Source organism: Streptomyces sp. WM6378 (genome assembly GCF_001279695.1).
Taxonomy (GTDB): Bacteria; Actinomycetota; Actinomycetes; order Streptomycetales; family Streptomycetaceae; genus Streptomyces.
This window is the reverse complement of sequence record NZ_LGDD01000293.1, coordinates 132,652-144,823: the sequence shown is the minus strand read 5'-3', so window position 1 is coordinate 144,823 and position 12,172 is coordinate 132,652. Positions and strand designations below refer to the sequence as shown.

Annotated in this window: 10 protein-coding genes; 1 reads left to right on the top strand and 9 read right to left on the bottom strand. The window is 70.7% G+C overall.

Translation table 11 applies throughout. The features are described from left to right. Positions 1-3: 3 nt before the first annotated feature. From ADK54_RS24140 to ADK54_RS24120, 5 genes are all read right to left on the bottom strand, one after another. A complete protein-coding gene (locus ADK54_RS24140) occupies positions 4-1,590 on the bottom strand; it encodes a Na+/H+ antiporter (protein ID WP_053727788.1) in 1,587 nt (528 codons plus the stop codon). A gap of 113 nt (positions 1,591-1,703) precedes the next feature. Then, positions 1,704-2,165 (bottom strand): GNAT family N-acetyltransferase, encoded by a 462-nt coding sequence (locus ADK54_RS24135; protein ID WP_053727787.1) that lies wholly within the window; start codon positions 2,163-2,165, stop codon positions 1,704-1,706. Continuing rightward, positions 2,162-3,103 carry an RluA family pseudouridine synthase gene (locus ADK54_RS24130; protein ID WP_053727786.1) on the bottom strand — a complete coding sequence of 314 codons (942 nt, stop codon included), beginning with the start codon at positions 3,101-3,103 and terminating at the stop codon, positions 2,162-2,164. Before ADK54_RS24130 ends, ADK54_RS24135 begins: the two co-directional genes overlap by 4 nt. 70 nt (positions 3,104-3,173) lie before the next feature. After that, positions 3,174-3,740, bottom strand: a complete 567-nt coding sequence (gene lspA / locus ADK54_RS24125) for a signal peptidase II (RefSeq protein WP_053727785.1) — start codon at positions 3,738-3,740, stop codon at positions 3,174-3,176. Between the two features lie 62 nt (positions 3,741-3,802). Continuing rightward, entirely contained in the window at positions 3,803-4,783 is a 981-nt protein-coding gene (locus tag ADK54_RS24120) for a TraR/DksA family transcriptional regulator (RefSeq protein ID WP_053727784.1), read from the bottom strand. 565 nt (positions 4,784-5,348) lie between these two features. On the opposite strand from ADK54_RS24120, the gene ileS reads away from it, so the two are divergent. Then, complete coding sequence (gene ileS, locus ADK54_RS24115) at positions 5,349-8,489, top strand: isoleucine--tRNA ligase (RefSeq protein WP_053727783.1); 3,141 nt, start codon at positions 5,349-5,351, stop codon at positions 8,487-8,489. Between the two features lie 644 nt (positions 8,490-9,133). On the opposite strand, the gene ADK54_RS24110 is transcribed toward ileS, so the two are convergent. From ADK54_RS24110 to ADK54_RS24095, 4 genes are all read right to left on the bottom strand, one after another. Then, entirely contained in the window at positions 9,134-10,285 is a 1,152-nt protein-coding gene (locus ADK54_RS24110) for a DivIVA domain-containing protein (protein WP_053727782.1), read from the bottom strand. 49 nt (positions 10,286-10,334) lie between these two features. After that, positions 10,335-10,619, bottom strand: coding sequence for a YggT family protein (locus ADK54_RS24105; RefSeq protein ID WP_053727781.1), 285 nt, complete (start codon positions 10,617-10,619; stop codon positions 10,335-10,337). Positions 10,620-10,691: 72 nt separating this feature from the next. Continuing rightward, complete coding sequence (locus ADK54_RS24100) at positions 10,692-11,309, bottom strand: cell division protein SepF (protein WP_053727780.1); 618 nt, start codon at positions 11,307-11,309, stop codon at positions 10,692-10,694. Between the two features lie 140 nt (positions 11,310-11,449). Continuing rightward, the gene (locus tag ADK54_RS24095; protein ID WP_053727779.1) at positions 11,450-12,169 is read right to left on the bottom strand and encodes a YggS family pyridoxal phosphate-dependent enzyme; all 720 of its coding nucleotides are present in this window, start codon (positions 12,167-12,169) and stop codon (positions 11,450-11,452) included. Between the last annotated feature and the right edge of the window lie 3 nt (positions 12,170-12,172).

Below are 12,172 nucleotides of genomic sequence, written 5' to 3'. Positions count from 1 at the left end.
GGGTCACCGCAGGCTGCGCACGTCCAGCTGCCGCAGCACCCGGTCCACGATCTCCGGGTCGGCTCCCGGCTCGCTGCGCGCGGACAGCACCTCGTGCCGAGCCGCGGACATCATCTCGCGCTGGATGCGCTGAACGGCCCGGAGCCGCTCCACCCGCTTGGCGTACGACTCCCGCCGCTCTTCATCGATCATGTCGGGACTGATCCGCGCCCCCACGTCGTACGCCCGCCGCTGCAACTGCTCCATGACGTCCTCGGGCAGCTCCTCGACGTCCTCGATCTCCTTCAGGCGCCGCTTCGCGGCCTTCGCGGCCCGGATCGCCAGGTCCCGCTCCAGGACGCGCTCGGCATCCGTGTCGGCCCGTACGCCCAGCTTCTTGACCAGCCAGGGCAGGGTGAGCCCCTGGAAGACCAGGGTGGTCATGATCACGGCGAAGGCGATGAAGACGATCTCGTCGCGGCCGGGGAAGGGCGAGCCGTCGTCCGTCTTCAGCGGGATGGCGAGCGCGAGGGCCACCGAGGCCACGCCCCGCATCCCGGCCCACCACATGACGATGGTCTCCCGCCAGGACGTGGGGATCTCCTCGTCGTAGTCGCGCTTGGTGTGCAGCCGCTTGGCGAGCCAGGTCGCCGGCAGCAGCCACAGCAGCCGTACGCCCACGACGACGCCGACCACGGCCGCCGCCCAGCCGAACATGTGCAGTTCGCGGCCGGTCGCGGTGCCGAACACGTTGTGGAGTTCGAGCCCGATGAGGCCGAACGCGACGCCGGTGACCAGGGTGTCGACGATCTGCCAGAACGTGGCCCCGGCGAGCCGGCCCTGTACGTCGTCGGCGTCCATCGTGTGCTCGGCGAGGAACAGCGCCACGGTCAGCACGGCGAGCACGCCGGAGCCGCCGAACTCCTCGGCCAGTACGTAGCCGACGAACGGGACCAGGAGGGTGAGCCCGATCTGGAGGGTGGGGTCGCCGAGCAGGCCCATCAGCTTGTTGGCGGCCCAGCCGAGGGCGAGGCCGACGACGACCGCGACCACGGCGGACAGCACCAGTTCGCCGGCCGCCGACGCCCAGGAGAAGCTCCCGCTCACGGCCGCCGCGATCGCCACGTGGTAGAGCACGATCGCGGTGACGTCGTTGAACAGGCCCTCGCCCTCCAGGATCGACACCAGGCGGCGCGGCAGCCCGAGCGAGCCCGCGACCGCGGTCGCGGCGACCGGGTCGGGCGGTGCGACGAGCGCGCCGAGCGCGACGGCCGCGGCGATCGGCAGCCCCGGCACGATGGAGCTGGCGACGGCCGCGACGGCGGCCGTGGTCACGAAGACCAGCGCCACCGCGAGCAGGAGGATCGGCCGGACGTTGGCAGTGAACTGCCGCCAGGAAGTGCGCTGCACGGAGGCGTAGAGCAGCGGCGGAAGCACCAGCGGAAGGATGAACTCCGGCGGGACGTCCACGTTCGGCACGAACGGCAGCAGCGCCATCACGATCCCGCCGATCGTCATGAGCACCGGCGCGGGCAGCCCGAGGCGGTCCCCCAACGGGACCGTGACCACCGCGCCGAGAAGGAGCACGAGCAGCAGGGCCAGCTGATCCACGGATGCCCTCCGGGGCGGTGCGGGCCTGGGCGGCCTGGACGATCAAGGCCTCCAGCGTGCCACGCAACCCGCCCGAACCGCCCACCGAGGGGCAAAGCGCTCGGAGAGCGGCGCTACGGGAGCGCCCGCCGCATCGCGCGGTGCTCGATCCCCGCGTCCTGGAACTCCGGGCCGTACGCCTCGTACCCGAGCCGCTCGTAGAAGCCCAGCGCCTGCGTCTGCGCGTGCAGGTCGACCGCGGTGAGGCCGCGCTCACGGGCGGCGTCCTCGATGGCGCGCACCAGGGCCGCGCCCACGCCGAGCCCGCGAGCCGCCGCGGTGACCGCGAGCCGGCCGAGCGAGCCGACGCCCGCGTCCCCGGTCTTGTGCAGCGCGTCGGGCCCGTACAGGAGCCGCCCGGTGCCGAGGGGCCCCTGGTCTCCCTCGGCGAGGACGTGCAGGGCGCGCGCGTCGTACGCGTCGTACTCCACGTCCTCGGGGACCTGCTGCTCGATCACGAACACCTGCTTGCGAACGGCGAAGCAGGCCTCCCGGTCGGCGGCGTCCTCGGCGATGCGGACCCGGTGGGCGGTCACTCGCTCTCGGCCCGGATCGCGTCGAGGGCGTACTGGAGGTCCTCCGGGTACTGGCTCTCGAACTCGACCCACTGGCCGTCGGAGGGGTGCTCGAAGCCGAGGCGCACCGCGTGCAGCCACTGGCGCGTCAGCTTGAGGCGCTTGGCGATGGTGGGGTCGGCGCCGTAGGTGAGGTCGCCGACGCAGGGATGGCGGTGGGCCGACATGTGCACGCGGATCTGGTGCGTGCGGCCCGTCTCCAGCTTGATGTCGAGCAGCGAGGCGGCGCGGAAGGCCTCGATCAGGTCGTAGTGCGTGACCGACGGCTTGCCCTCGGCGGTCACGGCCCACTTGTAGTCGTGGTTGGGGTGGCGCCCGATCGGGGCGTCGATGGTGCCGCTCATCGGGTCCGGGTGGCCCTGCACGAGCGCGTGGTAGCGCTTGTCGACGACCCGCTCGCGGAACTGCGCCTTGAGCGAGGTGTAGGCCCGCTCGGACTTGGCGACGACCATCAGGCCGGAGGTGCCGACGTCGAGGCGGTGCACGATGCCCTGACGCTCGGCGGCGCCGGAGGTGGAGATGCGGTAACCGGCCGCGGCGAGGCCGCCGATGACCGTGGTGCCCGTCCAGCCCGGGCTCGGGTGGGCGGCGACGCCCACCGGCTTCATGATCACGACAATGTCGTCGTCGTCGTGGACGATCTCCATGCCCTCGACGGGCTCTGCGACGATCTGGACGGGGGCCGCCGCCTGCGGCATCTCGACCTCCAGCCAGGCCCCGCCGTGCACCCGCTCGGACTTGCCGACCACGGCGCCGTCGACCTGGACCTTCCCCGCCGCGGCAAGCTCGGCCGCCTTGGTACGGGAAAACCCGAACATGCGGGAGATGGCGGCGTCGACGCGCTCGCCTTCGAGGCCGTCGGGAACGGGCAGGGTGCGGATCTCGGGAATCGTGCTCACCCGTCGAGTATGCCTTGCCCCACCGACATCCCCCGCCGCGCGTCCGGCGCCGGGGCCCCGGGCGAGGTGCTCAGTCCTTGTGGACGGTGCCGTCCGGGTCGAGGCCGCGGAAGGAGAGGATCACGATCAGGATGCCGCCGCACACGATCGCCGAGTCGGCGAGGTTGAAGACCGCGAAGCCCTTCGGGGCGATGAAGTCGACGACCGCGCCCTCGAAGATGCCGGGCGAACGGAAGATCCGGTCGGTGAGGTTGCCGAGCGCACCGCCGAGCAGCAGGCCGAGCGCGATCGCCCACGGCAGGCTGTAGAGCTTGCGCGCGAGCCGCGCGATCACCACGATCACGGTCGCCGCGATGATCGTGAAGATCACCGTGAACGCCTCGCCGATCCCGAAGGCGGCGCCCGCGTTCCTGATCGCGTTCAGCTGGAGCAGATCACCGATGACCTTGATCGGCTCGTGGTGCTCCAGCCTGGCCACCACGAGCATCTTGCTGCCGAGGTCGAGAAGGTAGGCGAAGAGTGCCACCGCGAACAGCACGGCGATCTTCCGCTTGCCCTTCGGCTGCTCGGCAGGGGCCGCCTGCTCGTCGGCCCCTTCCACATCCGGCGTACCGATGATGCGCTCCGCCTCTGCCACGTGAGTCCCTCAACCGACTAGGTGCCTGACTGAGCACGAGGGTACGGCACACCTGTACGGAGTCAGCCCCGCCGTTCCTGCTTCTGCTTGTCCTCGACGCACAGGGTGGCGCGCGGGAACGCCTGCATCCGGGCCTTGCCGATCGGCTTCCCGCAGACCTCGCAATAGCCGTACGTCCCGGCGTCCAGGCGCTCCAGGGCGTGCTCGGTCTGCTCCAGGGTCTCGCGGGCGTTGGCGGCGAGCGCCATCTCGTGCTCGCGGGTGATGTTCTTGGTCCCGGTGTCGGCGTCGTCGTCGCCCGCCCCGTCACCCGAGTCACGCATCAGGCCGCTCAGTGCCGTCTCCGAGGCCGCGATCTCGCTGCGCAGCCGCAGCACCTCACTGGCCAGCTCGTTACGGGCCTCGGCGACCTCCTCCGGGGTCCACGGGTCCTCGCCGGGCCGGACCGGAAGCTCCCCCGGGGCGGTCGTGGCGACGGCACGGGCCGCCGGCACCGCCGACGCCGCGGCGGCCCTGGCCGCCGTTGCCCCTCCCGCAGTCTTCTTCGCAACCACCTTTTTGGCTCCCGTCTCTTCCGCGGCCGCAGCCGCCCTCTGGGCCGCGGTCGCGGCCTTCTTGGCGCCCGCCCCGGCCGACTTCGCCGGCGCCGTCTTGTCGGTCGCCTTGTCGGACGCGGCCCGCGCCGTCCCGGTTGCCTTGCCGGCCGCGGCCTTCTTGGCGACGGCCTTTTTCGCGGCCTTCTTGACTGTCTTGTCGGCCGCCTTCTTGACGGGCGCCGCCTCGGCCGTCTCCTTGGCGGCTGCCTTCCCGGCCGTCGTCTCCTCGGCCTCGGCCGCCTTCGCCGAAGCGGTCCCGGCAGCCTTGGCCGCCTTGGCGGTCTTGGCACCAGCGGTCTTCTTCGCCGCCGTCTTCTTGGCGGCGGTGCTCTTCTTCCCGTTCGTGTCCTTGGCCGCCGAGCCCGTGGTGGCACCTGCGGCAGCACGTGTGGCACCGGCTCTCTTGGACGCCGTTGTGGTCTCTACGGCGGTCTTCTTCGCCACCATGGCCGCGGCCCCTTCACATATTGTGATCTTGCACGCGAATCGTGCTGGGACGATAAATCGACCCCAGGCCCGCGGCAACGGGGCACGCCGCCGGTTCGCCCCGCCCCGGACCGGCGGCAAGACGAACCTGCATCCGTTGTGCCCAGCTCCCGGCCCGGTAATCCGCCGGACGGGCGGAGCCGGACTCCGCCGGGAGCCGTATGGCCATTCGGGTCATGTACGCGCCCCCGGCCACGGTCCGGCGAAAACCGGTCGGCCGCCCTTCGCCGGGCCCCGTACACTGGCCGCAGCGAGAGGCGTGGACGGGACGAGTAGCGGCGTACGCAGCCAAGAGCGATCCGGGGACGGTGTGAGCCCGGAGGCGAGCGCGCGGTGAAGATCACCCCCGAGCCGCCGGAAGAAAGACTCCCCACCGGGGAGTCCGGTAGAACCGGCTTCGCGACCCCAATGAGGGGGCGGTGTTCCGCACACCGCCAAGGAGGGTGGTACCGCGGGAAGCGCCCCACGAGGGCCGCCTCTCGTCCCTCCGACGGAACCGCACGACGATCCGCCGGAGGATGAACGGATGTCGCAGTACCGCCAGGTGCCCGCCCAGGTAGACCTGCCCGCCCTTGAGCACGCCGTGCTCGACTTCTGGGAGCGGTCCAAGGTCTTCGCCAAGAGCCTCGAACAGTCCGAGGGCCGCCCCGAGTGGGTCTTCTACGAGGGCCCGCCCACGGCCAACGGCATGCCGGGCGCGCACCACATCGAGGCCCGCGTCTTCAAGGACGTCTTCCCCCGCTTCCGCACGATGCAGGGCTACCACGTGGCCCGCAAGGCCGGCTGGGACTGCCACGGCCTGCCCGTCGAGCTGGCGGTCGAGAAGGAGCTCGGCTTCAACGGCAAGAAGGACATCGAGGCGTACGGCATCGCCGAGTTCAACGCCAAGTGCCGCGAGTCCGTGACCCGCCACACCGACGCCTTCGCCGACCTCACGACCCGGATGGGCTACTGGGTCGACCTGGACGACGCCTACCGCACCATGGACCCGCAGTACGTCGAGTCCGTGTGGTGGTCCCTGAAGGAGATCTTCAACAAGGGCCTGCTCACCCAGGACCACCGCGTCGCCCCCTGGTGCCCGCGCTGCGGCACCGGTCTCTCGGACCACGAGCTGGCGCAGGGCTACGAGACGGTCGTCGACCCCTCCGTCTTCGTCCGCTTCCCCCTCACCAGCGGCCCGCTCGCGGGCGAGGCGGCCCTCCTGGTGTGGACGACGACCCCGTGGACCCTGGTGTCCAACACGGCGGTCGCGGCCCACCCCGAGGTGACGTACGTCGTCGCGACGAACGGCGAAGAGAAGCTGGTCGTGGCCGAGCCGCTCCTGGAGAAGGCGCTCGGCGAGGGCTGGGAGGCCACCGGCCAGTCGTTCACCGGCGCCGAGATGGAGCGCTGGACCTACCAGCGCCCCTTCGAGCTGGTCGAGTTCCCGGCGCCCGCCCACTACGTGGTGAACGCCGACTACGTCACGACCGAGGACGGTACGGGTCTGGTCCACCAGTCCCCCGCCTTCGGCGCCGACGACCTCCTGGTCTGCAAGGCGTACGGCCTTCCGGTCGTGAACCCGGTCCGCCCCGACGGCACCTTCGAGGAGGACGTCCCGCTGGTCGGCGGCGTCTTCTTCAAGAAGGCGGACGAAAAGCTGACGGAGGACCTCAAGGAGCGCGGCCTCCTCTTCCGCCACGTCCCGTACGAGCACAGCTACCCGCACTGCTGGCGCTGCCACACCGCGCTGCTCTACTACGCGCAGCCGTCCTGGTACATCCGCACCACCGCCGTCAAGGACGCGATGCTGCGGGAGAACGAGAAGACCAACTGGTTCCCCGACTCGGTCAAGGAAGGCCGCTTCGGCGACTGGCTGAAGAACAACATCGACTGGGCGCTGTCCCGCAACCGCTACTGGGGCACCCCGCTGCCCATCTGGCGCTGCGAGGAGGGCCACCTGACCTGCGTCGGCTCCCGCGCCGAGCTGACCGAGCTGACCGGCACGGACCAGTCGGCCCTGGACCCGCACCGCCCGTACATCGACGACGTGACGTTCCCCTGCACCGACGAAGGCTGCGCCCTGACCGCGGTGCGCGTGCCGGAGGTCATCGACGCCTGGTACGACTCGGGTTCGATGCCGTTCGCGCAGTACGGCTACCCGCACCGGAACAAGGAGCTCTTCGAGTCCCGCTACCCGGCGCAGTTCATCAGCGAGGCCATCGACCAGACCCGCGGCTGGTTCTACACGCTGATGGCCGTGGGCACCCTGGTCTTCGACAAGTCCAGTTACGAGAACGTCGTGTGCCTGGGCCACATCCTGGCCGAGGACGGCCGCAAGATGTCCAAGCACCTCGGCAACACCCTCCAGCCGATCCCGCTGATGGACCAGCACGGCGCCGACGCGGTGCGCTGGTTCATGGCGGCCGGCGGCTCCCCGTGGGCCGCGCGCCGGGTGGGCCACGGCACGATCCAGGAGGTCGTCCGCAAGACGCTCCTGACCTACTGGAACACGATCGCCTTCCAGGCCCTGTACGCCCGTACGTCCAACTGGGCGCCCAGCACGGCGGACCCGGCCCCGGCCGACCGCACGGTCCTGGACCGCTGGCTGCTGAGCGAGCTCAACTCCCTTGTGGAGGGCGTCACTTCGGCCCTGGAGTCGTACGACACCCAGAAGGCGGGCAAGCTGCTCTCCTCCTTCGTCGACGACCTCTCCAACTGGTACGTACGCCGCTCGCGCCGCCGCTTCTGGCAGGGCGACAAGGCGGCCCTTCGCACCCTGCACGACGTGGTCGAGACGGTCACCCGCCTGATGGCCCCGCTGACGCCGTTCATCACCGAGCGCGTCTGGCAGGACATGGTGGTGCCGGTGACCCCGGACGCCCCGGAGTCCGTCCACCTCACGTCCTGGCCGAAGGCGGACACGGCGGCGATCGACCCGGCCCTCTCACAGCAGATGGCGCTGGTACGCCGCCTGGTGGAGCTGGGCCGGGCCACCCGCGCGGAGTCGGGCGTCAAGACCCGCCAGCCGCTCTCGCGCGCCCTGGTCGCGGTGACGGGCTTCGAGACCCTCTCGACCGAACTGCACGCACAGATCACGGAGGAACTGAACGTCTCCTCCCTGGCCTCCCTCTCCGAGGTCGGCGGCTCGCTGGTCGACACCACGGCGAAGGCCAACTTCCGGGCCCTGGGCAAGCGGTTCGGCAAGGGCGTGCAGGACGTGGCGAAGGCGGTGGCGGCGGCGGACGCGGCGGCCCTTTCCGCCTCGCTGCGCGACACGGGCACGGCGTCGGTCGAGGTCAACGGCGAGCCCGTATCGCTGGCGCCCGACGAGGTCATCATCACCGAGACCCCCCGCGAGGGCTGGTCGGTGGCCTCGGACTCCGGCGCGACCGTCGCCCTCGACCTGGAGATCACCCCGGAGCTGCGCCTTGCGGGCCTGGCCCGTGACGCGATCCGGCTGATCCAGGAGGCGCGCAAGAACAGCGGCCTGGACGTGGCGGACCGGATCGCGGTGCGCTGGGAGTCCACAGACCCGGAGGTCACCTCGGCCCTGACGGCCCACGCGGGCCTGATCGCGGACGAGGTCCTGGCGACGGACTACGCGGCGGGGTCTGCCGACGCCACGTACGGCGAGGAGTTCAAGGACGAGCCGCTCTCCCTGACCTTCCGGCTGCGCAAGGTGTAGCGCCCCCCTCGCACCGACGGCCCGCCCCTGGAATCCCGGGGGCGGGCCGTCGCGTTTTGCCTCCCCCACCCCGCCCCTTCCCGAGACCCTCCGGGGGTGGGGGTGGGGAGGGTCGTTTCCTGGGGGCTGCGACCCCAGACCCCCGACGGGGGCTGCCGCCCCGCGCCCCCGCTCCGGGGCTCCGCCCCGGACCCCGTTCGCGCCTGAAGGGCGCTCGTCCTCGATCGCCGGACGGGCTGAAGATGCTGATGCTGACCCGCACCGGTTCTGCCCAGGGGCGCGAGGCTGTGACATTGTGCGGCTCCGCCGCGTGGGCGCGAGCAACCACGCACGACCCGCAGCCGACGCACTCTCCCCCGGAGGGTTTAGGGAAGGGGCGGGGAGGGGCCAACAGGGTCCGGGGCGGAGCCCCGGCGCATCCTGCCCGGACGCAAACCCGCCCCCGGAGCCACGCGGCGGAGCCGCAGAGTGTCACAGCGGAAAGGGGCGGGGTGGGGGCAAAGCCCGCCGCAAGCGCCCGCCACCTGCAGTCGGCCGGCCGCCCCGCCCAGGGGCACGGCAAAGGGCCGGTACCAGGGGGAAACCCCGGTACCGGCCCTCGCAGCCTGCCGACGGCTACGCGCGGGTCACGCGCGCAGACCCCGTCAGTTGTCGTCCTCATCGATCAGGAAGCCGCGCATCGGCGAAGGAGCCTGCTGCATGGGCGAAGGCCCCTGCGGCCGCACCGGCGCCATCGGCTGTGTCATCGCCGGCGACATCTGCTGCTGACCACCGTAGGACGGCGCACTCGGCATGGACTGCTGGCCGCCCATGGACGGCTGGCCACCCATCGGGTGCCCCATCGCACCGGCACCGGCCGACGCCATGGACCCGCTCATCTGCGGAGCCGGCGGCAGCGACGCGGTCGCCGGGGTACGCGGCGGCGCGAGCGAGTCGTCGGCCTGGGTCTCCAGCTGACGCAGCTGGGACTCCAGGTAGGACTTCAGCCGCGTGCGGTACTCGCGCTCGAAGCCGCGCAGGTCCTCGACCTTGCGCTCCAGCGTGGCGCGGGCGGACTCCAGGGAGCCCATCGCGACGCGGTGCTTTTCCTGCGCGTCCCGCTCCAGGGCGTCCGCCTTGGCACGGGCGTCGCGCTCCAGACCCTCGGCACGGGACCGGGCCTCGCCGACGATCTTGTTGGCCTCGGAACGGGCCTCCGCGATCGCCTGGTCAGCGGTCTGCTGCGCGAGCGAGAGCACCCGGGCGGCGCTGTCGCCACCGGGAGCCTGGGCCGGCTGTCCCATCTGCGGACCGTGGCCGCCCATGGGGCCACCCATCTGGCCCATGGGGCCCTGACCGAGCTGGTTCTGGCCCATGGGGCCCTGACCCAGCTGGTTCTGGCCCATCGGACCCTGACCCATGGGGCCCTGGCCCATCTGGCCCGGGCCGTGCTGGCCCTGCGGGCCGTGGCCGCCAGGTCCTGCGGGCAGCTGCGGCGCACCGCTGGGCAGCTGGGGCGGACCCATCTGCGGCTGCTGCTGGACCTGCGGCGGACCGGATATGGCGGCGGGCACGGGGGCACCCGGGCCTCGGCCGTCCTGCGGCTCCTGCTTGCGCATGCCCTGCTGCTGGTTCTGGGCGGCGGCGCGGGTGGCGGCGGCCAGCTTGGCGCGCAGATCCTCGTTCTCGCGCAGCAGTCGCGTCAGCTCCGACTCGACCTCGTCGAGGAAGGCATCAACCTCGTCCTCGTCATAGCCTTCTCGGAGGCGGACCGTCGTGAACTGCTTGTTCCGCACGTCCTCGGGGGTCAGCGGCATCTCTTCTTCACCTCTACGTAGTCGTCGGCAGTCGGCAGGACCGTATCGTTCACAACCTGACCACGATGCTGATCAGGATGTAGACGATGATCATCAGAACGAAGAAGGACAGGTCGAGTGCCACGCCCCCGAGACGCAGCGGCGGAATGAACCGCCGCAGAAGCTTGAGCGGTGGATCGGTGACAGTGTAGGTGGCCTCAAGAATGACCACCATCGCCTTGCCGGGTTGCCATGAACGGGCGAACTGGAAGACGTAGTCCATGACGAGCCGGAAGATCAGCACGATGAGGAAGCACATCAGCGCGATGTAGACCACCTGTAGTGCGACGCCCATCTCGCGCTTCCCTCTCCCCTTGCTTCACAAGCCCCGGCCCGTTCCCGGCCGGTTCGTTCCCGGTGTCGTGTCTCAGCTCTGGTTGAAGAATCCGCCCTCTGCGATGCGGGCCTTGTCCTCCGCCGTGACATCGACGTTAGCAGGAGACAGCAGGAACACCTTCTGCGTCACCCGTTCAATGCTGCCGTGCAGGCCGAAGACGAGTCCGGCGGCAAAGTCGACAAGTCGCTTCGCGTCGGTGTCGTCCATCTCCGTGAGATTCATGATCACCGGGGTGCCCTCGCGGAAGTGTTCCCCGATGGTACGGGCCTCGTTGTAGGTCCGCGGGTGCAGCGTGGTGATGCGGTACGGCTCCCGCTCGGACACGACCTTGGGCATGATCACCGGTGCGTTCTTCTCCAGGCTCGGACGTTCAGGTGTGATGGACGCCACGGGTGCAATTCGCGCCGGACGCCCGCTTTCTACCGATAGCTGAACCGGTTCTCTCGGCGCCGGAGGCTGAGTTGCTCGTACCGGTTCGTCCCGTTCGTCCTGGAGCGGGGACTGGTGCGGGGGCTGGTGCCGCCGACGGTCGCGCTCCGGTTCGGGCTCGGGCTCGAAATCGTCGTCGGGGTCGAATCCCCGGCCGTCGTACCCATCGTCCTCCACGAGGCCGAGGTAGACCGCCATCTTGCGCATCGCGCCGGCCATGCTCAGATTCCTCCGCTCTGTGGTGGATCGCTCCTGTCGCCAAGTGGCAGCGTCACCAAGGGCCCACGATCCACGCGGTCTGCCCACCGAAGAGTGGGAATGACCATATTTTCTGCTGTGGTCCGACTTGCTTCGCGACGTTACCCGAGCCGGGGTCGGACTCCGAGTACCGCCGTTCCGACGCGTACATGTGTCGCTCCGGCCGCAACGGCCTCTTCGAGGTCCGCACTCATCCCTGCTGACACCATGTTCGCAGCCGGATGGTCCGCGCGCAGGCGGGATGAGAATTCCAGCAGCCGCTCGAAGGCGGCCCGTTGCCGGCCGGCGTACTCACCGGCCAGCGGCGCCACCGTCATCAGACCGTCGAGCCGGAGCCCGGGCGCCTGGTCGACCAGCGCGGCCAACTCTTCGATTCCGTCGGGGGCGACGCCTCCGCGCTCGCCCCGCGCGCCGGACTCGGCGTCCAGGGCGACCTGGATCAGGCAGCCCAGCTCCCGCCCGGCCCGGACGGCCGCGGTCGAGAGCGAGCCGATCAGCTTGGCCCGGTCGATCGACTGCACCATATCGGCATAACCAGCAACAGAACGAACCTTGTTGGTCTGCAACTGGCCCACGAAGTGCCAGGTCAGGTCGAGGTCCGCACAGGCCGCCGCCTTGGGGGCCGCGTCCTGGTCGCGGTTCTCCGCGACATGGCGTACGCCCAGCTCGTGCAGCAGGCGCACGTCGCTCGCCGGGTAGGTCTTGGTGACCACGATGAGGGTCACGTCCGCCCGCTTGCGCCCGGCCGCGGCGCAGGCGGAGACGATACGTTCCTCCACCCGTGCCAGGTTCGCGGCGAGTTCCGTCTTGCGATCCGTCATGAG

Bases quoted from the DNA above. Each gene is read 5' to 3' on its own strand.
- ileS (WP_053727783.1), top strand. From the start codon at position 5,349: ATGTCGCAGTACCGCCAGGTGCCCGCCCAGGTAGACCTGCCCGCCCTT.
- ADK54_RS24095 (WP_053727779.1), bottom strand. From the start codon at position 12,169: ATGACGGATCGCAAGACGGAACTCGCCGCGAACCTGGCACGGGTGGAG.
- ADK54_RS24105 (WP_053727781.1), bottom strand. From the start codon at position 10,619: ATGGGCGTCGCACTACAGGTGGTCTACATCGCGCTGATGTGCTTCCTC.
- ADK54_RS24120 (WP_053727784.1), bottom strand. From the start codon at position 4,783: ATGGTGGCGAAGAAGACCGCCGTAGAGACCACAACGGCGTCCAAGAGA.
- ADK54_RS24100 (WP_053727780.1), bottom strand. From the start codon at position 11,309: ATGGCCGGCGCGATGCGCAAGATGGCGGTCTACCTCGGCCTCGTGGAG.
- ADK54_RS24110 (WP_053727782.1), bottom strand. From the start codon at position 10,285: ATGCCGCTGACCCCCGAGGACGTGCGGAACAAGCAGTTCACGACGGTC.